This window comes from Streptomyces sp. NBC_01426, assembly GCF_036231985.1.
Classification (GTDB): Bacteria; Actinomycetota; Actinomycetes; order Streptomycetales; family Streptomycetaceae; genus Streptomyces.
This window is the reverse complement of the sequence record NZ_CP109500.1, coordinates 914,160-938,138: the sequence shown is the minus strand read 5'-3', so window position 1 is coordinate 938,138 and position 23,979 is coordinate 914,160. Positions and strand designations below refer to the sequence as shown.

Here is a 23,979-nt window from a genome sequence, read left to right as displayed (position 1 = left end):
CATGTCCCACGCCGCCGCAGTTGTCAGCCCCGCTCTCGATGTGCAGGTCGTGCCGCCTGTCGGGTCGGTGGTGGAGGGGTCGGGTTCGTCGGTGTTGCCGCGGATCGATGACGCGCGTGCGGTGGCGCCTTCGGACGCGCGGGAGTTGTCGCGTCTGTTCCTGGTGCGGTTGCGGTCGTTGGAGGAGGGGACGCGGGAGTATCAGTACGCGCGGAACACGTTGATCGAGATGAACATCTCGTTGGTGAACTTCGCGGCGCGGCGTTTTCGGGGGCGGGCCACCGGTGGTGGTGGGATCGAGTTGGACGACATCATCCAGGTCGGGACGATCGGTCTGATCAAGGCGATCGATCGGTTCGATCCGGAGCGTGAGGTGGAGTTCTCCACGTTGGCGTTGCCGTTCATCACGGGGGAGATCAAGCGGTTCTTCCGTGACACGACGTGGGCGGTGCATGTGCCGCGTCGGTTGCAGGAGCTGCGGACGGAGTTGGCCAAGAGCCAGGAGGCGTTGACGGAGGTGTTCGGTCGGGCGCCGACGGTTCGGGAGCTGGCCGAGCATCTGGAGTTGTCGCAGGAGCAGGTCGTCGAGGGGATGGTGGCGGCCAACGGTTACACGAGTGGGTCGATCGACGAGTCGACGTCGTCGGGGAGCCGGCCGTCCGCGCAGCCGCGTTCGTTGGCCGACACCGTCGGTGACGTGGATCCGGCGATGGAGTTGTTCGAGGACTTCCACACGTTGGCCCCGCTGCTGAAGGACCTGGCGCCGCGGGATCGGCAGATCCTGTCGATGCGGTTCGGGCAGGAGAAGACCCAGGCGGAGATCGGCGCCGAACTCGGCATCTCCCAGATGCAGGTCTCCCGCCTCCTGACCCGCACCCTCACCCGCCTGCGCACCGGAATGCTCGCCGGCTAGTGCCCCCGACCCGGCGTCCCGCACCGGCCCCCGTGTGCTCCACACCGGGGCCGCTCGGGCACCCGGACCGCCGGAGCACCGCGCGAGCCGTGCCCACACGGGACCCCGGCCATCGGGGATCGATCTTCGTCGCATCCTCCGAAGACCGAGGGAATCACGGATAGGGCGCCCGCTCCTGGGCAGTCGCACCCTGTCGTCGACGACACCACCGTCGCGGCCCACTCGACCCCGGAGGTACGCGGTGACCAGTACGGACGGTGACCCGCGCCAGGCCGGCGCGGACGCGCACCCCCGTCGGGTGCGGGTGGAGCCCCAGGGCCCCGTCCTGATCGAGGGCCCGGTCGAGATCGTCTTGGACGACGGGACGATGGCCCGGTCCGACCGCTTCATGGTCGCGGTGTGCACCTGCCGCCGCAGCCGCACCCCACCCTGGTGCGACACGAGCCACCGCCGCCGCGAGCGACCCGCCGCGCCCCCCGAGGACAGGACCCCGTGATGCCCCCTCCCGCCCCGAGCGCGACGGCGACCGCCGCGGGCCCCCGCCTCGTCGAAGGGCGCGGCGAGCTGTCCGGGTCCGTGACGCAGGCCCTGCGATCGGGACAGGCACCCGTCTACGCCCCCGGGACGGTCCTGAAGGCCGATCCGTGGGGCGAGGACCTCCAGCTGGCCCTCTACCTCCTGTACGAACTGCACTACCGCGGCTTCGACGACGTCGACGACACCCGCGAATGGGACCCGGACCTGCTCAGGCTGCGCGCGGCCATGGAGGCCCGCTTGCTGCACGCCCTGCGCACCGAGCTGTCCGAGGCCCCCCGATCCGTCGAGGAGGCCTTCGCCCCGCTCCTCCTGGAGCCCGTGGACCTCTCCGACAGCCTCAGCCACCGCCTCGAAACCGAGGGCGAGCTCTGGCAGCTGCGCGAGTACGCGGCCCTGCGCTCCCTGTACCACCTGAAGGAGGCGGACCCCCACGTCTGGGTGATCCCCAGGCTCTCCGGGCGGGCCAAGGCCGCCATGGTCGCCATCGAGTACGACGAGTTCGGCGCCGGCCGCGCCGACCGGATCCACGCCCGGCTCTTCGCGGACCTGATGCGCGACCTCGCACTGGACCCCGCCTACGGCCACTACCTGGACCACGCCCCCGCGCCCTTGCTCGCGACCGTGAACCTGATGTCCCTCTTCGGGCTGCACCGGGCCTCGCGCGGCGCGCTCGTCGGCCACTTCGCGTGCGTCGAGGTCACCTCCTCGCCCGGATCGAGGCGACTGGCCAAGGCGATGCGCCGCTGCGGGGCCGGCCCGGCGGCCGAACACTTCTACGCCGAGCACGTCGAGGCCGACGCCGTCCACGAGCAGGTCGTACGCCGAGACGTGATCGGCGGCCTCCTCGCCGACGAGCCGGACCTGGAGGCGGACGTCGCGTTCGGGTGCGCGGCGACCGTCCTGCTGGAGGACCGCCTCGCCGACCACCTGCGCGAGGCGTGGGACGGGGGACGCAGCGCCCTGCGCGCGCCGCTGGACCGCGCATGAGGCGCGTACGGCGCGTACCAAGGCGCCGGGCCCGCCCGGGAGTACGCCGGATCCGCCGGAGCGCGGGGGCTCTCCTCGCCCACGCGGCGGCGGTGCGGCACCTCCCCGCGGGCCGCGTGTCCGAGCGCTGTGCGAGTATCACCAGGATCGGTGCGGCCGCGACAGGCGAGGGAGACATGACACAGGTACCAGGGGACGGCGGCCCGCCGGCCCGTGAGCAGGTACCGACGGACGTCTCCGCGGGCGCCGGTCCCGCGTTGCCCGCGACGGTGGCCGAGGCCCGGGAGATCGTGGCGGTCCTCCTGGAGAAATCCGGTCTCCCGTCGGACGCCGCCGTCGTGACGGACGCGCTGATGGTCACGTCCGAACTCGTCACCAACGCGATACGCCACGGCGGGGGACTGACCGGCTTTCACGCCGACGTCCGCGACGGCGACCTGCGCGTCTCGGTGGCGGACCGCAGCCCCGTTCCCCCGGTCACCCAGACCAGCCCCCCGGCCGGCCGCCGGATCGGCGGCTACGGCTGGCCCCTCGTCCGTACCCTCGCGGACCGCGTCACCGTCACGCCCCACGCCGCCGGCAAACACATCACCGCGACGCTCAGGCTGGGATGACCCCCGCGCCGTGCCAGTCCAGGCGCAGGACGGCGAGGTCGTCGGTGTGACGTCCCGCGTTCAGGGCGCGGGTCTCCTTGACGAGCAGGTCGACGTGGGCCCCGGGATCGGCCGGGGGCAGGTTCCCGATGAGGGCGAGCAGTCCTTCGACGCCCAGCCGCTCGCCGTCCGCCGTGCCGTTGTGTCCCTCGGTCAGGCCATCGGTGTAGAGCGTCAGGGCCCCTGAGGGCGGGAGCGGGATCACGGTGGCCGGCCACGAGCCCAGGTGGGGGGCGATGCCGAGCGCGATCCCGTGTTCCGCGATCGTCTCGCGGGTCCGGCCGGCGACGGTGAGCAGGGGAGCGTCGTGACCGGCCAGGTACACGGTCGCGGTACCCGCCGCCTGGTCGAGCGTGAGCAGGGCGCAGGTGGCGAACATCGTCGGCAGGCCGCGTTCGGCGACCAGGATCCGCTCCAGCAGACGCAGCAGGTCGGGGCCGCGGTGTCCGCCGAGGATCAGGGACCGCCACGCGATGCGCAGGCAGACGCCGAGGGCCGCCGCGTCGGGTCCGTGTCCGCTGACGTCGCCGACCACGGTGTGGAGCAGCCCGTCGTCGCCTTCGACGACGTCGAGGAAGTCCCCGCCGAGCAGCGCCTGTTCCCGTCCGGGCAGGTAGCGGGTGGTCACGGTGACGGTGCTGGTGTCGAGGATCGGCCGGGGCAACAACCCGCGTTCCAGACGGGCGTTCTCCTCCGCCCGCAGCCGGGTGGCCTGGGCCTCGGCGCTCGCGCGCTCCGTCTCGCTGCGGTAGACCGCGTAGCGCACCGTACGGCCCAGGAGATCCGCCTCGACCTTGCCCTTCACCAGGTAGTCCTGGGCGCCGGCGGCCATGGCGTCGGAGCCGGCCCGCTGCTCGGACAGGCCGGTCAGCACGATCACCGCGGTGTGCGGGGCCAGTTCGCGGACGGTGACGACACCGTCCGTACCCGAGAGGTCCGGCAGGTGCAGGTCGAGGAGGACGCAGTCGACCCGGCGATCGGCGAGCGCGACACGGGCATCGGCCAGGCTCCTGGCCGCCGTCAGCTCGAAGCGCAGCCCGGTGTCGTGGAGCAGCTCCTCCACCAGGAGGGCGTCCGCCTCGTCGTCCTCGACGAGCAGGATGCGGTACATCGGCTCGACCGGCCGCGACGCCGACTCGACCACGCTCACGACTCCCGCTCCTCCCCGTCACGGTGCGCCGCCGGCCCCGCCGCTTCCTGCTCGGCGTTCTCGACCGGTGCGGAGGCGAGGGTGAGGACCACGCGGGTGCCGTCTGTGTACGCGGGGTCGATCCCGATGGTGCCGCCGTGGAACTCGACGATCTTCTTGCACATCGCCAGGCCGATGCCGCTGCCGTTGTAGACGTCCTTGGTGTGCAGGCGCTGGAAGATCACGAACACCTTCTCGGCGTACTCCGGGGCGATGCCGATGCCGTTGTCGGTGACGGCGAACCGCCACAGCTCGCCCTCCCGTTCGGCCGACACGTGGATCTTCGGGGTCTCGCCGGGGCGGCGGAACTTCACCGCGTTGCCGAGCAGGTTCTGCCACAGCATCCCCATCTGCGTGGGGTCCGCGACCAGGGTCGGCAGCGCGTCGTGGGTGACGACCGCCCCGGATTCCTCCACGCTGACGCTGAGTGCCGACAGGGCCCGGCTCACCACCGAGTCGAGATCGACGCTCTGGTGGGTGTGGTGGACGCGACCCACCCGCGAGAAGTCGAGGAGGTCGTTGATCAGGGTCTGCATGCGGTTCGCCCCGTCGACCGCGAAGTCGATGTACTGGTCCGCCTTCGCGTCGAGCTGCCCTCCGTAGCGGCGCTGGAGCAACTGGGTGAAGCTGGAGACCTTCCGCAGGGGCTCCTGGAGGTCGTGCGAGGCCACGTAGGCGAACTGCTCCAGTTCGGCGTTGGACCGCCTGAGGTCGGCGGCCTGCGCGTCGAGGCGCACCCGCGCCTCTTCGGTGAAGGCCAGCTCCCGTACGAGCCGTCGGCGCATGGAATCGACCTCGGCGCCGAGCCGGCGCAGGTCCGCCGGGCCGGTCGGGGTGATCGGATGCTCGAAGTCGCCGCCGGTGATGGCGCGGGCGTCCGCACCGAGCCGCTCCAGGGGTGTGGTGATGCCGCGGCGCAGTGCCTCGAAGACCAGCCCGGCGAGGGCGACGATGACGAGCGCGATGGCGGAGAAGACCCAGTTCCGCAGGCGCATGACCGCGAACAGGTCCTCCCGCGCGTTCGCGCGGTCGACCTGGAGCTTCTCCTGCTGGTCGGTCATCGCCGTCCGCAGGGTGTCGAAAGCGGCCTTCGCCTCCGCGGCCCGCTCGGTGGCCAGGGGAGGGGGCGTCCCGGGCGGCGAGGCGGCGATCGGGCGGGCGATCCGCTCCTGCCACACCTCCACCGCGTCCTCGACGGCCTTCAGGTCCTTCAGACCGGTGGCGTCGTCGCGGAGCAGCTCCGCGAGCCGGGTGGTGGACGTCTCCTGTTCGGTGAGCCCACGCTGGTAGGGGACCAGGAACTCCGCGGTGCCGGTGAGCCCGTAGCCGCGGATGCCCGTCTCCTGGTTGAGCAGTGTCGACTCCAGGCGGATCGAGGTGGTCAGGGCGGGGGTCTTCACGTCCACCAGCTCCCTGCTGAGCGAGGCCGTCCGTTCGAGGACCCAGGCTCCGGTCACCCCGAGCAGGGCCAGGACCGCCAGGGACACGGCCACCCCCGCGCGAAGCCACTGCCGGGTCGTCCACGTGGACAGACCCCGCGGACGCGGCAGCCCCTCTTCGCCGGTCATCTCGTATGCCCCTCCGCTGTCGCAACCGCTCCCCGATGTGGTGCGGCGTGCATACTCTAGAGCCGTCGCGGACAACCATTGTTGTCGAGGTCCGGTTGGGGGCTAGAGTGCCGGGTATGCCGGGCCAGAACTTCGTACCGCGGACCACGTTCCAGGAGACGGCCGCCGTCGCGGACATCGCGGTCGCCGAGCTCGCGCAGCGTCTCGCACGCCTGCTCCCGGACGCCCCGGCCACACCGCGGGCGGCCGAAGTCGACGATCCGACCCGCGCCCTGGCCCTGCTGAACGTGCTGGATCACGTGCGGCAGGCCGCCGAGAGACTCCAACGCGACGTCGCCGCGGACGCCGCCCGCGCGGGCGCCGGCTACCCGCAGCTCGGCGACGCCTGCGGAATCACCCGACAAGGTGCCCGACGACGCTGGCCCGGACTGTTCAACCACTCCCACGACACACCCACGGAGCATCCGATGATGAGCGCCCCCTCCCGCCCCTACGACGTCCTGCTCGTCGAGGACGACATGGCCGATGCCATGCTCATCGAGGAGGCCCTCTCCGAGCGCGGGACCCGCAACCTGGTCCAGGTCACCGACGGGGTCGCCGCGCTGGAACACCTGCGCACCCCCGGCAGCGTGCGCCCCGACCTCATCGTCCTCGACCTGAACATGCCCCGCATGAACGGCCGCGACCTCCTCCAGATCCTGAAGAACGACGAGAGCCTCCAGACCATCCCCGTCGTCGTCCTCACCACCTCCTCCGCGCCGGAGGACGTCGCGGGCGCCTACGGCAGCCACGCCAACGCCTACGTCACCAAGCCGGTCAACCTCGACGAGTTCGAGAAGGCGGTGCAGAGCATCGACGCGTTCTACCTCGACACCGCCACCCGGCTGCCCCGCGCCTGAGCACGGCCGACCCCTTCGGGTCGAGGGTCCGGTGTGGCGTCCGGGGTTCACCCGGGCGGCGGAGTGTGGGCCCACCCGGGCCGGGCAGGCGCCGGCCGGGGTGCCCGTGGTCCTTCCCGAGGGGACCTCGGGGCACCCCCGTTCCGCCCCTGCGGGGTCCGCCCGAGGCGGTAACCGGAACTCTCCCTCCCGCCGACTTCGATCAACTAGGGTGCAAATCCAATCCAATTCAGGGGGATGCACCGATGCTTGCTGCCGTTTACCACGGAAGACGTGACGTCCGGGTCCAGGAGTGGCCCGACCCGCCGTCACCGGCCCCGCACGAGCTCCAGCTGGAGATCCTGCGGGCGAGCATCTGCGGAACCGACGTCGACGAGTTCGTCTCGGGTCCCCACCTGATCCCCATCGACGCCCCGCACCCCGCGAGCGGCCACGTCGGCCCGCTCGTCCTCGGTCACGAGATGGTCGGACGCGTGGTCGGCGTGGGGGCGGACGTCGCCGGGTTCGGCGTCGGGGACGTCGTGGTGCCCGGCTCCGGGGTGTCCTGCGGGACGTGTCGTTGGTGTCACGCCGGGCGGACCAACCTGTGCGCGACCTACTACACGGTGGGCCTCCACGTGGACGGCGGGCTCGCCGAACGGGTGAACGTCCCCGCACGCATCAGCCGGTCCATCGGCGACGCCTCGCCCGACGTCGCGATCATGGCCCAGCCCCTCGCCGTCGCCCTGCACGCGGTGCGCGGCTCCGAGGCCGAGGCCGGGGCGACCGTCGTGGTCATCGGCCTGGGCGGGATCGGCCTGCCGGCCCTGGCCGCGTTCACGGCACGGGGCATCGAGACCATCGCCGTCGACGTCTCGACGGCCCGCTTGGAGGCCGCGGAGCGCAGCGGGGCGAGCGTGCTCATCGACGCCTCCCGCCAGGACGCCGCCGCCGAGATCCGGCGCGTCACCGGCGGCAACGGCGCCGACATCGTCCTGGAGACCTCGGGGGCGCCCCAGGGCCTGGAGACCGCGATGAACGCGGTGAGCCGCGGCGGTCACATCCGCCTGGTGGGCCTGCACCGCGACCCGTCTCCCCTGAATCTGACTCGGCTGGTGCTCGACGAGATCCGGATCTCGACCTCGAAGGTGCACATCTGCGACCAGGACCTTCCCGAGGCGATGGCCCTCCTGAAGGAGCACCCCCACATCGCGTCCACCTCGATCGACGCGGTCATCCCCCTCGCCGACGTGGTCGAGGGCGGGCTGGAGCGGATGGCATCGGGCCGGGCGACCGGCAAGGTCGTCGTCACGCTCTGAGCGCCCGCCTCCGGGCCACCGGAGCGACGGCGACATGACGGGGCGGTACCGGCACCTCTCAGCGTGCCGGTACCGCCCGTCCGAACGGTCGCCGGACCGCCCTACTCGACCTTGGCCCAGTCGAGGGTGCGCTCCACCGCCTTCTTCCAGCCCTCGTATCCCTCCGCACGCTGCTCCTCGGACCACTGGGGTTCCCAGCGCTTGGACTCCTGCCAGTGGGTGCGCAGTTCGTCCTGGTCGCGCCAGAAGCCGGTGGCGAGGCCCGCGGCGTAGGCGGCGCCCAGCGCGGTCGTCTCGGCAACCACCGGCCGGCTGACCGGCACGCCCAGGACATCGGCCTGGATCTGCATGCACAGGTCGTTGGCGGTCACGCCGCCGTCGACCTTCAGCACGTCGAGGTGGACGCCGGAGTCCTGCTCCATGGCCTCGACCACGTCGCGGCTCTGGTAGCAGATGGCTTCCAGGGCGGCCCGGGCCAGGTGTCCGCTGTCGTGGTAGCGGGCGAGGCCGACGATGGCCCCGCGCGCGTCGGAACGCCAGTACGGGGCGAACAGGCCCGAGAACGCCGGTACGAAGTAGATCCCGCCGCTGTCGTCCACGGTGCGGGCCAGGCGTTCGCTCTCGGCGGCGTCACCGATGATCTTCAGCTGGTCGCGCAGCCACTGGATCGCGGAGCCGGTGACGGCGATCGAGCCCTCCAGCGCGTACACGGCGGGCTCGTCTCCGAACTGGTAGGCCACGGTGGTGAGCAGGCCGTGCGAGGAGCGGACCAGCTCCGTGCCGGTGTTCAGGACGAGGAAGTTGCCCGTTCCGTACGTGTTCTTCGCTTCGCCGGGCGCGTAGCAGACCTGTCCGACGGTGGCCGCCTGCTGGTCGCCGAGGACACCCGTGATGGGGATGGCGGCGCGCAGCGGTCGGGAGGTGCGGGTCTGCCCGTAGGCCTGCGGGTGGGAGGAGGGGTTGATGCTCGGCAGCATCGCCCTCGGGATGTTGAAGAAGCCCAGGAGTTCGTCGTCCCAGTCGAGGGTCTCCAGGTCCATCAGCATGGTGCGGCTGGCGTTGGTCACGTCGGTGGCGTGGATGCCGCCGTCGGGGCCACCGGTGAGGTTCCACAGCACCCAGCAGTCGGTGTTGCCGAAGAGGGCGTGGCCCTGCTCGGCCGCCTCGCGGACCCCGTCGACGTTCTCCAGGATCCATTGGATCTTGCCGCCGGAGAAGTAGGTGGCCGGCGGCAGGCCGGCCTTGCGGCGGATCACGTCCCCCTTGCCGGAGCGCTCCAGAGCCGCCGCTATGGAGTCCGTGCGGGTGTCCTGCCAGACGATGGCGTTGTAGTAGGGGCGGCCGGTGCGGGGATCCCAGACGACGGTGGTCTCCCGCTGGTTGGTGACGCCGATGGCCGCCAGGTCCGAGGCCGAGAGGTTCCCGTGCCGCAGGGCGTTCTGCATCACCGAGTTGGTGCGCTCCCAGATCTCGACCGGGTCGTGTTCGACCCACCCCGAGCGCGGGAGGATCTGCGAGTGTTCCAGCTGGTGCTTCGCCACCTCGTTGCCCGCGTGGTCGAAGATCATGAAACGGGTGCTGGTGGTCCCCTGGTCCACCGCGCCGACGAAGTCAGCCATGGGGATGCCGCCTCTCTTGGGGGCCTTGGTGCGCTGGGGTCTGTGTCGTGGAGTCCGTGCCGTGGGGGGTCGGTCAGCCGCCCGCCCGGGCGGCAGGTCCTTCAGCCCGCCCGGGCGTGCGGTCGATCAGTTCTCGTCCGGAGCCGGGATCCGTCCCGGGGGCTCCGGCTCGGCGGTCGGCAGGAACCGGCCGATGAAGACCTTGTACAGACCCGCTCCCAGCACACCGCCGATGAACGGACCGATGATCGGTACCCAGAAGTAGAAGTTCCCGTACTGATCTCGCCATGCTCCGCCGTAGCCGGTGAGGAAGCTGGCCAGTCGGGGGCCGAAGTCACGTGCCGGGTTGATCGCGTAACCGGCGTTGGTGCCCCAGGCCATGCCGATGGCCACCACGATCAGGCCGACGATGAACGGCGCCAGGTTGGCGCCCGGGGGAGTGTTGAGCAGGTCGGTGACCGCGAAGATCAGCAGGAGCAGGATCGCGGTGCCGATGATCTGGTCGCGCAACGCGCCCCACTCGGTGACCGGCAGGTTCGGGTTGCCATTGGCCGGCAGCGTGGAGAAGACGCCCTGCGTCTTGATGGTGTGGCCGGGGTCGGCCTTCCCGAGGGCCTCGGTGTAGTTCCACCGGACGATCAGGGCCGCCACGAAGGCGCCGGCCGTCTGGGCCAGCGCGTAGGGGGCGACCTTGCTCCAGGGGAACCCCTTGAACGTCGCCAGCGCGACGGTCACCGCCGGGTTGAGGTGAGCACCGCTCAGCCTCGCGGCGACGTAGACGCCCAGCGTGACGCCGAGGCCCCAGGCCCAGGCGATGCTGTCGTGGTTGCCCAGGCCGCCCGCCGGGTCCGTGAGGGCGCCGCCGGCGACCACCTGGGCCACCACGCCGCAACCGAAGAGGATGAGGATCAGGGTGCCGGCGAACTCGGCGGACAGTTCGGCGACCAGGCCTGATCTCTTGAGCCGCTCAGCCATGGGTGCCCCTTCCCGTCGGCCGCGGACCGGCCGTCGACTGCCCCGAGCCTCAATGAATCACTGTAATCCCGGACATATCTCCGGGCCAGTGGCGGAGATCCGCCCCGGATCCGCGGGCCATTCCCGGTCCCGCGGACACCCCCGGGATCCGCGGGACGCTGCGGATCCCGGGGCCTTCGCGGCACACTTGACGTACGGCGCGCGACCGCGGTCGCGGCCGTCCGCACCCCGCGCTCCCGAGCCGCGGAGCGCACCGGTACGAGACTCGCCCGCCAGGTCCGACCCCGGAGGTACCCGATGAACATGCTCATCAACAGCGCGGAGACCGTGGTCGCCGACGCCCTGCGGGGGATGGCCGCCGCCCACCCGGATCTCGATGTGGACGTGGAGGGCCGGGTGGTCGTACGGCGGGGCGTCCGCGAGGGCGGGCGGGTCGGTCTGGTCTCCGGAGGCGGCTCCGGACACGAACCCCTGCACGCCGGCTTCGTCGGGTACGGGATGCTGTCCGCCGCGTGTCCCGGAGAGGTGTTCACCTCGCCGGTACCCGACCAGATGCTGCGGGCGGCCAAGGCCGTGGACTCCGGGCAGGGCGTGCTGTTCGTCGTCAAGAACTACACCGGCGACGTGTTGAACTTCGACATGGCGGCCGAGCTGGCCGAGGAGGACGGCATCCGCGTCGAGCGGGTCCTGGTCAACGACGACGTCGCCGTCACCGACAGCCTGTACACCGCCGGGCGACGCGGTACGGGAGCCACCCTCTTCGTCGAGAAGATCGCCGGGGCCGCCGCCGAGGAAGGTGCGCCGCTGGAGCAGGTCACGGCGCTCGCACGCCGGGTGAACGAGGCCTCGCGGAGCTTCGGGGTCGCGCTCAGCGCCTGCTCCACCCCCGCGAAGGGCAGCCCGACCTTCGACCTCCCCGACGGGGAGCTGGAGTTGGGCGTCGGCATCCACGGCGAGCCGGGCCGGGAACGTCGCGCGATGATGCCCTCGCGGGACATCGCCGACTTCGCGGTGGGCGCCGTGCTGGAAGACCTGGCGGCGGTGGGTCCGGCCGACGGCCCGGTGCTGGCCCTGGTGAACGGGATGGGCGCGACACCGCTGTTGGAGCTGTACGGGTTCCACGCCGAGGTGGCACGGGTACTGGCCGATCGGGGCGTCCCGGTGGCGCGGACGCTCGTGGGGAACTACGTCACCTCGCTCGACATGGCGGGATGCTCGGTGACGCTGTGCCGAGCCGACGACGAACTGCTGCGGCTGTGGGACGCGCCCGTGGAGACGGCGGCGCTGCGCTGGGGCCGCTGACCCGGACCGTCGCGAGGGGTGGGGCCTGCGGCGCCGGTCGCCACAGCCCGCGCCCCCCTGCGGGCGCGCGCCGCGAAGCACGCGTCGCCGTGGAACAGCGGACACGATCGGGCGCAAGCGAGCGGCAATCCATCCCTGTCGGCGCGCGCCGCCGGCCGAGACGTGGAACCGTCGTCACATGACCGAAAGTTCGATCCCTTACATCTCAGCGGCCCGGGTCACCGTCCGGGGGGTCCAGCCCGGCGCTCCGCCCTTTCGCATCGTGGAGGTGGACGGGGAATTCATCGGCAGGGCGACATCGATGACGGACGTGCTCCTGATCGCCGCGGAGGCCGGCGTCCCCATTCACGACCTGGACGACCTGGAGGCGGTCCACTGGGTCGGTGGCGGCAAGTTCACCTGGAACCCGCACTGAGCCGTCTCGTCCGTCCGCCGCACCGCTGCCGTTCGCGGGCCGGTACGACCGCCCGCGAGGACGGTCGTACCGGTGCCGTGTCGTTCCGTTCCCTCGCGTGCCCGCCCCGTCAGGGCGTCTCGTCCTCCTCCAGGCCTTCGAGGCTGTCCATGAACGAGCTGACGGAGAACACCGCCCGGCCGGGGCCGGCCGGGCCGTAGCCGGGCGGGGACTTCAGGCCGAACTCCTCCAGGGTCCCCCGGTAGGCCTCCAGCAGCCGGATGTGGTACTCCAGCGGCGCCCCGAGGGGGTTGGCCTTGCCCAGCGGTGTCGTCGGCTCCGGGCACCAGGTGGTGAAGCGCGGCACCACACCGTTCGACATGAAGAACCGCAGGCCCTCGGTGGTCGATTCGATCGCCTCGTCGACCTTCGTGAAGCCGAAGGGCTCGGCCATCTCGATGCCCGCCACGAAGTTGGGGATCACGTTGCGCGGGCCGAAGACCTCGGTGGAGTCCAGGATCCGGCGGTGCCACTCGTCGCGGCCCACGTAACGTTCCTTGCCCGGGCAGTGGAGCTGGAACAGCCGGCGGTCCCACACCTCGAAGTTCGGGTGGTAGATCCGGATGCCGTGGTCGTGGAAGCGCTGGACGTCCGCGCGGGGCAGCGCCTGGGCGACGACCTTGCCGATCCAGCGGCCCGGGAAGCGCTCCTCGATGGCCTTCGCGTAGTGGCCGTAGAAATCGGCCTCGTCCCGGCCGGCGACCTGCGAGGTGATCGAGCCGCCGGTGAGCGTGTAGGCCCGGGAGGTGCCCGCGGTGTCGTACCGGTCGATGATCTCCAGGGCCTCCAGCACCTCCTCGACCGGCTTCACGCCGGTGTAGGGCCGGCCCGCCGCCTTGTGCTGGCGCCAGTTGTGGTTGATGTCGCAGAACTGGCACTCCTCCTTGGCCCCGAAGTACTGGCAGACCCGGAAGACCGTCAGGTAGACGAGGTAGCCCCACTGGATGGTCGGCGCGACCTCCATCACGGACTTGCCGTTCGACAGCTTGTGCCGGTAGTACTCCGGCATCGGCGGCAGGCCGACGTCCGCGATCCGTGCCCCGTCAAGGTAGAGGCCGAGCGCGCCGTCCTCGCCTCCGCGCACGACGTACGGGGAGTCCGGATTGACCCGTACCGACACGACGGTGCGGCGCAGGTCGTACGGACCGCCGGTGAGGACGATCTCCTCGGGAGGCCGGTTCAGCGCGGCGGCGCCGAGCTCCGGCAGCGTGCGGTGGTCGAAGGAGAAGATGAAGTAGGACTTCGGCTTGACGTCACCCGAGGACCCGTCGGTGGTGCCGCTGAGCGCGGACTCGTCGAAGGCCATGCCGCCCCGCAGGAGGTCCTCCTTGAACACGGCCTCCCGGGGCACCTGTGGGAAGCGGCCCATGAGGTCCTCGACGAGCGCGGTCCGGCTGACGCTCTCCGCGTGTTGCTTCACTTCTGACTCCTTGGGCCGTTGTGACGTGCGGTGGACGGTTCGGCCGCTCGACGGCGGGTCGTACGGAGCCGATCCGATCCGGGACTGAACACGTTCAATTGCTCCTGCCACACTACCCCGCGCGCCCGCGACACTCACGCGGACCCCGCCCGGGGGAACCTCGTCGCGGTCACGGAATCCGAACGCTGCCAGGCACCCGTCCGCCGACGCAAGCGACATGCGGCCCGGTGCGAGGCCACTTCCGGCCCGGCCGCACCGGCCGCCGCGCACGACGAACGGCGCACACGAGCAACGGCGCGCCGACGAACGGATGGGACGGACGCGACCGCGCGTGAACACCCGCGTGAACAGGGGCCCGAGCTCCGCGAGTTCGGGCTCCCGTCCGGTGTCCGGTCGGAGGCCGCCCCGCCAAGGACGACCCGGTCGGGTGGGTGTTCCCGCCGATGCGGGGTAGCCGGGCAGTGACCGCGATACGCGGCCCGAGCGCGGGGCCGGCGCGGCAAGGAGACGTCCGATCAGATGAAGGAGCAGGTCGTGGAGAAGGCAGCCCGGATGACCGACCAGATCCGCGAGACGGCCGAGCAGGCCGCGCAGTTGATGAAGGACAAGACCCCCGACCCGATCCTGGACAGGGCCGCGCAGGCATCCCGACAGGTCGCCCAGGCCACCACCCACGCCGGCCGGATCGCGGCGGACAAGGCGCCCGACTCGGTCCTCGACACGGCGGGCCAGGTCGCGGGCAGGGTCCGGGCGAACCGCACCCCGCTCCTGGCACTCGGCGTCCTGCTGGCCGTGTACGCGGTGGTGCGTCGGAGCCGGGGCCGCAAGTGAACGGGGTCAAGATCGCGTACAAGCCCGTCGGGTTCGCCCTGGGCGCCCTCAGCGGCATGCTCGCCGGGATGGCGTTCAAGCAGGCCTGGAAGCTGATCGAAGGGGAGGGTGACGCCCCCGACGCCACCGACGAGGACCGCTCCTGGACGGAGATCCTCATCGCCGCCGGCCTCCAGGGGGCGATCTTCGCCGTGACCAAGGCCGCCGTGGACCGGTCCGGAGCGGTCGCGGCACGGCGTCTGACGGGCACCTGGCCGGGCTGAGCCCGCCGCAGCGCCGGCCCCGTACGCGGGCCGGCGCCGCCCGCCCGGTCGGGCGGCGGCTCGATGTGACACACGTCGCATCTGGCCGTCGATCCGTTTTGCGGTGGCCATGATCGCGCACAAGCGGTTCCTGGAGCACCCACCGAGGAAAGGACCGGCCATGGCGGCCCCCGAATCCCAGCAGGTGGCCGATCCGGAAGCGGTGAAGCGCCATCCCATCCTGTTCCGTGCCGTCAGGCAGCGCCGGAACCCCAGACTCCGTCGGACGGACATCACCGTCACCGACGAGCAGGCGGTCAAGCGCGCCGTGAAGGCGGCGTCGCTCGGCAACGCCATGGAATGGTTCGACTTCGGCATCTACTCGTATCTCGCCGTCACCCTGGGCCACGTCTTCTTCCCGTCCGGGAGCGAGACCACCCAACTCCTGTCCTCGTTCGCCACCTTCGCCGTGGCCTTCCTGGTCAGGCCCCTCGGCGGGATGTTCTTCGGCCCGATGGGCGACCGGCTCGGCCGCAAGAAGATCCTTGCGCTCACCATGATCATGATGGCGGTCGGCACGTTCGCCATCGGTCTCATCCCTTCGCACGACACGATCGGCGTGTGGGCCCCGGTCCTGCTGATCGTCTTCCGGATGCTCCAGGGCTTCTCGACCGGCGGTGAGTACGGCGGCGCCGCCACCTTCATCGCCGAGTACGCCCCCGACAAGCGCCGCGGTTTCTACGGCAGTTTCCTCGAAGTCGGCACCCTGGCCGGCTACGTCGGCGCGGCCGGCCTGGTCACCGCGTTGTACGCCGTGCTCGACGACCCGCAGATGGATGCCTGGGGCTGGCGCATCCCGTTCCTCGTCGCCGGGCCCCTCGGCCTGGTCGGCCTGTACCTGCGCCTGCGCCTCGACGAGACCCCGGCCTTCCGGAAGCTGGAGGGCGACAAGGGACACGCCACCGAGGCCGCCGACCGCGTGGAGACGATCGCCAAGGGCGACCTCGCCAAGATCTTCCGCCAGTACTGGCCGACGCTGATCCTCTGCGTCTGCCTGGTCGGCGCGTACAGCATCACCGACTACATGCTCCTGTCGTACATGCCGACCTACCTGTCGGACGAACTCGGCTACAGCGAGACGCACGGCCTGCTCATCCTGCTCGGCGTGATGGTCCTGCTGATGCTCCTCATCAGCCAGGTCGGCAAGCTCTCCGACCGGTTCGGCCGCAAGCCGCTGCTGATGGCGGGCATGGTGGGCTTCTTCGTGCTGTCGCTCCCCTCCTTCCTCCTGATCCGCCAGGACGGCATCCCGGCGATCACCCTCGGCATGCTGATGCTGGGGCTCTCGCTCGTCTGCCTGCTCGGCACGATGTCCTCCGCCCTCCCGGCCCTCTTCCCGACGCACGTCCGCTACGGCTCGCTGTCCGTGGCCTACAACCTGTCGGCGTCGATCTTCGGAGGCACGACCCCGCTGCTGATCACGGCCCTGATCAGCTGGAGCGGCACGAACCTCATGCCGGCCTACTACGCGATGGCCGCGGGCCTGGTCGGCATCATCGCCGTCGCCTGCATGAAGGAGACCGCGCAGAAGCCGCTGGACGGTTCCCCGCCCTCCGTCGAGACGCCGGAGGAGGCCGCGGAACTGTGCGCGGCCCAGTCACCCGACCCGAAGTTCTGACGCCCGGCCCCGCTCTCCGCCCTTCGGGACAAGGAAAGGCCGGTACCGCTTCGACGAAGCGGTACCAGCCTTTCCGCGCCGTTCGGGCGCCGGGCGTCTCGCGTCAGCGGCGCGAGCCCTTCCCGCCCCCACCCCGACGGGCGTCCCCGCCCTGCTCCTTGCGGACGGTGTCGGAGACCTCCTGCTGCTCCGTGACCCGCTCCGTCTCCAGGCGCACGCGCTCGACGGGCACGGTCTCCTTGCGGGTCACCGCGCGCTCGGCGTGCACGGTCACCTCCGTCTCGGCCTCGCCGATGGCGCCGCCGCGCACCCGCTCCCCCTCGCGGACGGGTTCGCGTACGACACGGACCTCCTCGTGGCTGACGGGGACCGTGGTGGTGACGTTCTCGGTGACGACGACCTTCTTCAGTCGGGCGCGCCCGACCTCCTCGTTCGTGGTCCCCACGCGCAGCCGCTCCTCGGAGCGGACCAGCTCGTCCTTGCCGCGGCCCTCGCCCCGGTCGTCGACGTACGTCCCCGTGGCGATGCCCGGGGCGTCCACGGAGGTGCGGTGGGCCTTTCCGTTGCCCTTGGCCTTCCCGTTGCCGTTCCCGTTGCCGTGGGAGGCCGCGGGGGACAGGCCGTAGTGCCGGTAGAGCCTGTGCTCCTCGTCGGAGTCGAGGTGTTGGTCGGCGTCGACCCTCGGGGCGTCCTTGACGACGTCCTTGGCGTGCGGGACGTGCAGGCCCTCGCCGTCGCTGCGGGCGCCCGCGAGGGGAACGAACGACTCCTTCATGCCGAACCAGCCGGTCTTGACGGTGACCCATTCCGGCCGGCCCGTCGCGTCGTCGCGGTAGACCTGACCGATGCTGCCGATCTTCTCCCCGTCGGCGTCGTAGGCCGTCAGGGTCAACAGCTGCTCGGTGCTCAGGAAACCGTTTCCAGCGCTCATCGGTGAATCCTCCAGTGCGGTTCGGCACGCGGCGCGCGGCAACCTCGTTGTTCCGCGCTCACCCCGTGCCCCCCCTCCAGAGCGCACCCTGAGCCGTGCCGCCGCAACCGGTCGGAGCGGTACGGGGACGTCCGCCGGGGCCCTCGGACGGCCGGAGCCGCTGTGTGACCGGGGCGTCACCCCCGGCGACCCGTCTACTCCGAACGGGTGGCCCGGTCCGGGCGCCGGCCGGAGCGGGTGCAGGTCCGCGCGGTCCGTCGCGCGTCCCCGTCGGTGTGGAGATCCAGGGCGCTCAGCAGGGCGATGTAGTCGTCCGGGTCGGTGGCGTGGGAGGCGACCGTCCTGCGGGCCCGCTCGCGCCGACCGTCGCCGTCGGCGTCGGGGAAGTCGTCTGTGCGGAGGTCGTGGTTCATGACAGCCGATACGACCACACTCCCGGGCCCGCGGTACAACCGGGGCCGGTCGGCCTGCGTGATCGCCCGATTATTGGGGAGGCGCCCCAGGGAACGGCAGCGCCGCCCCGAGCGGGCGGCACATCGAGGACAGGACGTGCTCATGAGCGAATCCGACGCCCGCGGCGACGACGTCTACCAGCCCCAGCCCGAGGACGAGCGTTCCGAGGAGCCGGACATGGACCAGAGCGTCGGGGAGCCCGACACCGACGCCCGGCTCGACCAGGGGTACTCGCCGCCCGAGCGGCCGTACGCCAGCGATCGCCACGCCACCACCGGCGAGGAACAGCAGCAGGGCGAGAGCCTCGACGAGCGCCTCTCCCGGGAGATCCCCGACGTGCAGCCCCCGGCGGGGGACGGCATCGGAGACCTCGACGGCGGGGAGGGCGAGCCCGTCGACCCGCAGGCGGGCGACGCCCGCGCCGGCCGTCTGGCCCCCGCCACGGACTCCCCGCGGGAGAACAACGTCCTCGCCCACGACGTGGGCATCGACGCCGGCGCCGCCTCGGCCGAGGAAGCCGCCGTGCACGTCATCGAGGACCCGGAGGAGGAGCCGCGGTAGCCCCGCGGCACCCGACTCCGGCCGGCAGAGAACCCCCACGAGAGACCAGGAGCACACGCCATGACCGCGAACGAACCCACCAGGCCCACCCCTCCGTCGCAGGCACCCGGGGAGAGCGGCGACCCGCAGGCCCGGGAGGAGGCGGAGGAGGCGGTCGTTCCCGGCACCGGGAAGGACACGTCCGGCGAGACCGACCCGTCGAACGGCGACACGCCGCGCCCCAAGCCGGGACCCGCGAAGCCCGCCCGGAAGAGCGAGTAGCCGGTCCGACCGACGCCCGCGCCCCCGACGCCCGACCCGTGTCGCCCGTCTCAGGCCGTCCGGTCGAGTACCCGGTGTCCCCGGCGGAGTTCGGCGACCAGCCGGCCCGCGTCGGTGAGCAGCGTGCCCTGAAGGGTGAAGACCGCCGGATGGGTGTCCGGGGAGTTCAGGGCCTCCTTCTGGGCGTGGTCGAACTCGGCGGTCGTTTGGTCGAGGATCTCGCCGAGCAGCCGGGGCTCGGTCCGGACGGTCCGGCCGATGTGCGCCAAGGCGTCGGCCGCCGTGCGCAACAACGAGGCGTAGGCCGTGCGGAACGAAGCCGGGACGGCGTCCAGTTCGCCGTTGTCGAGGGCGTAATGGAGGCTGCGGCTGATGGACCGGACGTGGTCGAGGCCGCGCTGGGCCACGTCGACCGCCTCCTGGGCCCGGGGGAGTGCCTGCGCCGCGCCGGCGATGCTCCGGCGCGGGTTGAGCCGGCCGTTCTCCGTCTCGGCGTCGATGGCGTGCCGGATCCGATCGGCGTCCGCCGCCAGCCGCCGCCAGTCGCGGCGCAACTGCTCCACGCGGGCCGCGTCCGGGTTCTCGGACTCGATCGTGTCGGCCAGGACGTCGACGCGCCGGCGGACGCCCTCGTACAGGTCGGCCACGGCCTCCTGCCGGTGGCGGGTGTGCCGGGCGGGTGCGAGGACGAGGTGGGCCGTGAGCCCGCAGAGCGCGCCGATGACGACGGAGGCGACGAGATGGCCGATGTAGTCGATCCGGCCCTGTCCGGAGGAGAAGGCGAAGAAGCCCACGATCGCCACCTGGGTGCCCTGTTCGCCCAGGCGTCGGACGCGGCCGAGCGTGAGGGCGGCGAGGGTGAGCAGGCCGAAGGTCCAGCCGTGGATGCCGGCGGTGGCCGCCAGCGAAGCGGCGAGGGCCGCGCCGACCGTCATCGCGATCAGGTACTGCGCGCAGTGCCGCACGGAGCGGTACACCGTCGTCTGGAGTGCCACCAGCGCGGTGAACGGGGCGAACGTGGCCACCGCGGCCGGCAGGAAGTGCCGGGCCAACATCCACGCCGCCATGGCCGCCACCACGGTCTTCGCTCCCAGCACCAGGACGTCGCGCTCGCTCCCCTGATGAAGCACCCCCCGCCGGACACGTCCGGCGACCTCCGTGCACGTCGTCCTCACAGCTCCGGGCAGCTTGTTCCACTCGGGCATCCGTCACCTCCGACGTGCCGTATGCCCTGCCGGGTCGCGGCAAACGTGACGGTCACCGCGGTGCGAAAGGGGGTTGACGGTTGGGCTTCGGGACACACGGCCGACGTGCTGAAGATACTTCTGGTGGCCCTGCTCGCCACGTTCGCGGCGGGTGCCTGCGTCGCCGCCGTCCTGGTCTCGCCGTGGTGGTGGGCGGTGGCCGTCCCGCTGCTCCCGCTCGCCGCGGTGGCCGTCCACGACCTGGTGCAGCGCCGGCATTCCCTGCTGAGGAACTACCCGCTGCTCGGCCACCTGCGCTACGCGCTGGAGTCGCTGAGGCCGGAACTCCAGCAGTACTTCATCGAGCGGAACTTCGACGGCCGCCCCTTCGACCGCGACACGCGCAGCATCGTCTACGAGCGCGCCAAGGGCACCGACGCGGAGGAGCCGTTCGGCACCGAACGCGACCTCTACCTGTCCGGCAGCGAGTACCTCACCCCGTCCATGGCCCCCCGGCCGGTGCGCACCGACGCGCCCCGGGTCCGGATCGGCGGCCCCGACTGCACCCGGCCCTACGACATGGCCCTGCTCAACGTCTCGGCCATGAGCTTCGGTTCGCTGTCCGCCAACGCCGTACTCGCCCTCAACACGGGTGCCCGGCGCGGCGGCTTCGCCCACGACACCGGCGAGGGCGGTCTGTCCGAGTACCACCTGCGCCCCGGCGGGGACCTCGTCTGGGAGATCGGCACCGGCTACTTCGGCTGCCGGACGGACGACGGGGACTTCGACGAACGGCAGTTCGCGCAGAAGGCCGCGCACGAGAACGTCAAATGCGTGTCGCTGAAGATCAGTCAGGGCGCCAAGCCCGGCATCGGCGGGGTGCTGCCGGGCGCCAAGGTGAACGCGGAGATAGCCGAGGTGCGCGGTGTCCCCCAGGGCGAGACGGTGATCTCGCCGCCCTTCCACCGCGTCTACTCCACCCCCCGCGAACTGGTGCGCTTCCTCGCCCGGATGCGTGAGCTGGCCGGCGGCAAGCCCGTCGGGTTCAAACTGTGCGTCGGGTCGCGCCGCGAGTTCCTCGCCGTGTGCAAGGCCATGCTGGAGGAGGACACCACACCCGACTTCATCGTCGTGGACGGCGCGGAGGGCGGTACGGGCGCGGCGCCACTGGAGTTCGCCGACAACGTGGGCCTGCCGCTCGGGGAAGGACTGATGGCCGTCCACAACGCCCTCGTGGGCGTCGGGCTCCGCGACCGGATCCGGATCGGCGCCGCGGGCAAGGTCGCCACCGGGAGCGACCTCGTCAAACGACTCCTCCAGGGCGCCGACTACACCAATGCCGCCCGCGCCATGATGTTCGCCATCGGTTGCATCCAGGCGCAGCGCTGCCACACCAACACCTGCCCCGTCGGAGTCGCCACCCAGGACGAGCGGCGGGCCCGCGCCGTCGACGTCGGGGACAAGTCGCAGCGCGTCGAGCGCTACCAGGAGGCCACCGTCAAGAGCGCCCTCCAGATCATGGCGGCGATGGGTGTGGACGAGCCGTCCGGGCTGCGCCCGCACCAACTGCTGCAACGGGTGGACCCGCACACCGTGCGTTCCTACGCGGAACTCCACGAATGGCTCACCCCCGGACAACTTCTCGCATCAGCGCCCGAGGGCTGGGCATCCGACTGGCGGGCGGCCGACGCGGACCGCTTCACCCACTGACCCGACAGCACCCACCGACCCGGCACTCGTACCGAGGGCCGTACCCGACCGAAGGGGCACTCCTGTGGCACGCACCGTCGCCCACGTGATCGTCGACGCACTCAAGGACCTGGGTGTCCGGCACGTCTTCGGGGTCGTCGGGGACGCCCTCAACCCGCTGACCGACGCCATCCGCACCACCGACGACCTGAGCTGGGTCGGCTGCCGCCACGAGGAGGCGGCGGCCTTCGCCGCCGGGGCGCAATCCCAGCTCTCCGGCACCCTCGGCGTGTGCATGGGCACGGTGGGCCCCGGCTCCGTGCACCTCCTCAACGGGCTCTACGACGCCGCCAAGAGCCACGCTCCCGTCCTCGCGATATGCGGCCAGGTGCCCCTCGCGGAGATCGGCAGCGACTACTTCCAGGAAGTCGACAACGACCTGCTCTTCCGTGACGTGGCCGTCTACCGGGCCACCGTCACCTCCCCGGACCAGATGCCCCGGATGCTGGAGTCCGCCGTACGCGCCGCCGTCAGCCAGGGCGGGGTGGCCGTGCTGACCGTCCCCGGCGACCTGGGGGACCGGGAACTGACCGAGGACCGTCCCACGCGCTTCGCCCTCGACCGCGCCGTCACCCGCCCCGACGACCCGGCGCTCGCCGAGGCCGCCGCACTCCTCAACGCCGCCTCCCGCGTCACCCTGCTGGTGGGACGAGGGGCCCGCGACGCCCGTACCGAGGTGCTCGGGACCGCCGAGCTGCTCTCCGCCCCCATGGTCCTCACGCTGAAGGCGAAGGAGGGCTTCGAGGACGACAACGCCTTCCAGGTCGGCCAGACCGGACTGATCGGCAACCCCGCCGCCTCCCACGCCCTCGACAGCGGCGACGCCCTCCTCATGCTGGGCACCGACTTCCCCTACCGCGACTGGTACCCGAAGGACTGCAAGGTCGTCCAGATCGACACCCGCGAGGAACACCTGGGACGCCGGGTGCCCGTGGACGTGGGCCTCGCCGGCGACGTGGGCGCCACGCTGCGCGCCCTGCTCCCGCTGCTGAACCACGTCCCCGACCGCACGCACCTCGACGACGCCCGGGACCGCTTCACCCGCTGGGAGGAAGGCCAACAGCGCCTGGCCGACCCCGCCCACGAGCACCGCTGGACGGGTAAACTGCGGGCGGCGCTGGACAACCGCGACCACGAGATCCGGCCCGAGGCCCTGGCCGCCGCGGTGGACCGGTACGCCGACGAGGACGCCGTCTTCACCTCCGACACCGGCATGGCCACGGTCTGGCTCTCCCGGTTCGTGACGATGCGCGGCGACAGGCGCCTGATCGGCTCCTACAACCTCGGCTCGATGGCCAACGCCATGCCCCAGGCGCTCGGGGCCCAGCTCTGGGCGCCCGACCGCCAGATCGTCGCCTTCTGCGGTGACGGCGGACTGAGCATGCTGCTGGGCGACCTCATGACGATCAAGACGTACCGGTTGCCGGTGAAGCTCGTCGTCTTCGACAACCGACGCCTCGGCATGGTCAAACTCGAACAGGAGCAGGCGGGCCTTCCCGAGTTCGGCACGGAACTCGACAACCCCGACTTCGCGGCCGTGGCCACCGCGCTCGGCATCACCGGCATCCGTGTCACCGACCCGGACGATCTCCACGACAGCGTGCGCCGGGCGTTCGAGACCCCGGGCCCCGTCCTGCTGGACGTGTTGACCAACCCCGAGGAAGTGGCCGTGCCGGGCAAGCCGACCGTGAGCCAGGGGTGGGGCTACGCCATCGCCAAGGTCAAGGAGATCCTCCCGAGCCGCGAAAGCTGATCCCGCGGACCTCGCGGGGCCGTCCGGGTGACTCCCGCCGCAGGTGCCGTACGCGGCCCTCCGGCGGGAGCCCCGGCCGGGAAACATGGCCGCGTCCCCTCGGCGTGAGGGGCGACCAGGAAAGAGGATCCATGTCCGAACTGTGGAGCTACGGCCCCGATTCCCGCTACCCGGTCGGCGCCGTGCTGATCGGCTTCAAGGTGGAGGCCGCCGACGGTCACATCGGCAAGGTCGACTCGCACACCGAGGACGTCGGGTCCTCGTACATCGTCGTGGACACCGGGCCGTGGATCTTCGGCAAGGAGGTCCTCCTGCCCGCGGGGACGATCGAGCGCGTGGACATGGAGGGGGAGAAGATCCGGGTGAGCCGTACCAGGGAACAGATCAAGAACGCACCCGAGTACGACAAGGACAAGCACCGCGGGGACGCCGCCTACCGGAGCCGGGTCGCCGACTACTACGGTCGCGACCAGGGCTGACGCCGCCACCCGGGGCACCGGCGACACGCGGCCCGGCCGGCCG

24 protein-coding genes are annotated in these 23,979 nt (G+C 71.6%); 16 read left to right on the top strand and 8 right to left on the bottom strand.

All coding sequences use genetic code 11. The features are described 5' to 3' along the window. The first annotated feature begins 1 nt into the window (after position 1). The 4 genes from OG906_RS04490 (at position 2) to OG906_RS04475 (ending at position 3,051) form a co-directional block, all read left to right on the top strand. Positions 2–913 carry a SigB/SigF/SigG family RNA polymerase sigma factor gene (locus tag OG906_RS04490; RefSeq protein WP_329440175.1) on the top strand — a complete coding sequence of 304 codons (912 nt, stop codon included), beginning with the start codon at positions 2–4 and terminating at the stop codon, positions 911–913. A gap of 298 nt (positions 914–1,211) precedes the next feature. Further along, entirely contained in the window at positions 1,212–1,409 is a 198-nt protein-coding gene (locus OG906_RS04485; RefSeq protein WP_443067446.1) for a CDGSH iron-sulfur domain-containing protein, read from the top strand. Continuing rightward, entirely contained in the window at positions 1,409–2,437 is a 1,029-nt protein-coding gene (locus OG906_RS04480; RefSeq protein WP_329440171.1) for an iron-containing redox enzyme family protein, read from the top strand. Before OG906_RS04485 ends, OG906_RS04480 begins: the two co-directional genes overlap by 1 nt. A gap of 176 nt (positions 2,438–2,613) precedes the next feature. Next, on the top strand, positions 2,614–3,051 hold the full coding sequence (locus OG906_RS04475) for an ATP-binding protein (RefSeq protein WP_329440170.1): 438 nt from the start codon (positions 2,614–2,616) through the stop codon (positions 3,049–3,051). Here the strand turns inward: OG906_RS04475 and OG906_RS04470 are convergent. Then, entirely contained in the window at positions 3,038–4,201 is a 1,164-nt protein-coding gene (locus OG906_RS04470) for a PP2C family protein-serine/threonine phosphatase (RefSeq protein WP_329447923.1), read from the bottom strand. The two genes, OG906_RS04475 and OG906_RS04470, sit on opposite strands and share 14 nt — an antisense overlap. Before the next feature lie 35 nt (positions 4,202–4,236). Next, complete coding sequence (locus tag OG906_RS04465; protein WP_329440167.1) at positions 4,237–5,847, bottom strand: sensor histidine kinase; 1,611 nt, start codon at positions 5,845–5,847, stop codon at positions 4,237–4,239. Between the two features lie 116 nt (positions 5,848–5,963). Here OG906_RS04465 and OG906_RS04460 point away from each other — a divergent pair, with 116 nt between their 5' ends. Both OG906_RS04460 and OG906_RS04455 read left to right on the top strand, forming a co-directional pair. Further along, positions 5,964–6,746 carry a response regulator gene (locus OG906_RS04460; protein WP_329440165.1) on the top strand — a complete coding sequence of 261 codons (783 nt, stop codon included), beginning with the start codon at positions 5,964–5,966 and terminating at the stop codon, positions 6,744–6,746. A gap of 245 nt (positions 6,747–6,991) precedes the next feature. Then, positions 6,992–8,044 carry a zinc-binding dehydrogenase gene (locus OG906_RS04455; RefSeq protein WP_267799185.1) on the top strand — a complete coding sequence of 351 codons (1,053 nt, stop codon included), beginning with the start codon at positions 6,992–6,994 and terminating at the stop codon, positions 8,042–8,044. A gap of 101 nt (positions 8,045–8,145) precedes the next feature. On the opposite strand, the gene glpK is transcribed toward OG906_RS04455, so the two are convergent. Together glpK and OG906_RS04445 are read right to left on the bottom strand one after the other, a co-directional pair. Then, positions 8,146–9,663 (bottom strand): glycerol kinase GlpK, encoded by a 1,518-nt coding sequence (gene glpK, locus OG906_RS04450; RefSeq protein ID WP_329440162.1) that lies wholly within the window; start codon positions 9,661–9,663, stop codon positions 8,146–8,148. Between the two features lie 126 nt (positions 9,664–9,789). Then, a complete protein-coding gene (locus tag OG906_RS04445; RefSeq protein ID WP_329440159.1) occupies positions 9,790–10,638 on the bottom strand; it encodes an MIP/aquaporin family protein in 849 nt (282 codons plus the stop codon). A 297-nt stretch (positions 10,639–10,935) separates the two neighbouring features. Here OG906_RS04445 and dhaK point away from each other — a divergent pair, with 297 nt between their 5' ends. Continuing rightward, entirely contained in the window at positions 10,936–11,940 is a 1,005-nt protein-coding gene (gene dhaK, locus OG906_RS04440) for a dihydroxyacetone kinase subunit DhaK (RefSeq protein ID WP_329440157.1), read from the top strand. Positions 11,941–12,118: 178 nt separating this feature from the next. Next, complete coding sequence (locus OG906_RS04435) at positions 12,119–12,355, top strand: hypothetical protein (RefSeq protein ID WP_267799182.1); 237 nt, start codon at positions 12,119–12,121, stop codon at positions 12,353–12,355. A gap of 109 nt (positions 12,356–12,464) precedes the next feature. On the opposite strand, the gene OG906_RS04430 is transcribed toward OG906_RS04435, so the two are convergent. Next, entirely contained in the window at positions 12,465–13,763 is a 1,299-nt protein-coding gene (locus tag OG906_RS04430) for a radical SAM protein (RefSeq protein WP_267799218.1), read from the bottom strand. A gap of 570 nt (positions 13,764–14,333) precedes the next feature. On the opposite strand from OG906_RS04430, the gene OG906_RS04425 reads away from it, so the two are divergent. The 3 genes from OG906_RS04425 (at position 14,334) to proP (ending at position 16,565) form a co-directional block, all read left to right on the top strand. Further along, positions 14,334–14,645 carry a hypothetical protein gene (locus OG906_RS04425; protein ID WP_329440155.1) on the top strand — a complete coding sequence of 104 codons (312 nt, stop codon included), beginning with the start codon at positions 14,334–14,336 and terminating at the stop codon, positions 14,643–14,645. Next, positions 14,642–14,908: a DUF4235 domain-containing protein gene (locus OG906_RS04420; protein ID WP_267799180.1), complete on the top strand. Its 267-nt coding sequence runs from the start codon at positions 14,642–14,644 to the stop codon at positions 14,906–14,908. The genes OG906_RS04425 and OG906_RS04420 overlap by 4 nt, the downstream gene beginning before the upstream one ends. A gap of 160 nt (positions 14,909–15,068) precedes the next feature. After that, on the top strand, positions 15,069–16,565 hold the full coding sequence (gene proP / locus OG906_RS04415) for a glycine betaine/L-proline transporter ProP (protein WP_329440153.1): 1,497 nt from the start codon (positions 15,069–15,071) through the stop codon (positions 16,563–16,565). Positions 16,566–16,668: 103 nt separating this feature from the next. Here proP and OG906_RS04410 read toward each other — a convergent pair whose 3' ends face one another. Then, on the bottom strand, positions 16,669–17,496 hold the full coding sequence (locus tag OG906_RS04410) for a PRC and DUF2382 domain-containing protein (RefSeq protein WP_329440151.1): 828 nt from the start codon (positions 17,494–17,496) through the stop codon (positions 16,669–16,671). 194 nt (positions 17,497–17,690) lie between these two features. After that, positions 17,691–17,909 (bottom strand): hypothetical protein, encoded by a 219-nt coding sequence (locus tag OG906_RS04405; protein WP_329440149.1) that lies wholly within the window; start codon positions 17,907–17,909, stop codon positions 17,691–17,693. 142 nt (positions 17,910–18,051) lie between these two features. On the opposite strand from OG906_RS04405, the gene OG906_RS04400 reads away from it, so the two are divergent. Together OG906_RS04400 and OG906_RS04395 are read left to right on the top strand one after the other, a co-directional pair. Further along, positions 18,052–18,510 carry a DUF5709 domain-containing protein gene (locus OG906_RS04400; protein WP_329440147.1) on the top strand — a complete coding sequence of 153 codons (459 nt, stop codon included), beginning with the start codon at positions 18,052–18,054 and terminating at the stop codon, positions 18,508–18,510. A 60-nt stretch (positions 18,511–18,570) separates the two neighbouring features. Continuing rightward, positions 18,571–18,771: a hypothetical protein gene (locus OG906_RS04395; protein WP_329440145.1), complete on the top strand. Its 201-nt coding sequence runs from the start codon at positions 18,571–18,573 to the stop codon at positions 18,769–18,771. 50 nt (positions 18,772–18,821) lie between these two features. Here OG906_RS04395 and OG906_RS04390 read toward each other — a convergent pair whose 3' ends face one another. Beyond that, a complete protein-coding gene (locus OG906_RS04390; protein WP_329440143.1) occupies positions 18,822–19,901 on the bottom strand; it encodes an FUSC family protein in 1,080 nt (359 codons plus the stop codon). Between the two features lie 180 nt (positions 19,902–20,081). Between OG906_RS04390 and OG906_RS04385 the strand changes: the two genes are divergently transcribed. The 3 genes from OG906_RS04385 to OG906_RS04375 all read left to right on the top strand — a co-directional run bounded on the left by OG906_RS04385 (position 20,082) and on the right by OG906_RS04375 (position 23,936). Then, the gene (locus OG906_RS04385) at positions 20,082–21,665 is read left to right on the top strand and encodes an FMN-binding glutamate synthase family protein (RefSeq protein ID WP_329440141.1); all 1,584 of its coding nucleotides are present in this window, start codon (positions 20,082–20,084) and stop codon (positions 21,663–21,665) included. Between the two features lie 64 nt (positions 21,666–21,729). After that, positions 21,730–23,457: a thiamine pyrophosphate-dependent enzyme gene (locus OG906_RS04380; RefSeq protein ID WP_267799172.1), complete on the top strand. Its 1,728-nt coding sequence runs from the start codon at positions 21,730–21,732 to the stop codon at positions 23,455–23,457. A 131-nt stretch (positions 23,458–23,588) separates the two neighbouring features. After that, entirely contained in the window at positions 23,589–23,936 is a 348-nt protein-coding gene (locus OG906_RS04375; protein ID WP_267799171.1) for a PRC-barrel domain-containing protein, read from the top strand. Positions 23,937–23,979: the final 43 nt, after the last annotated feature.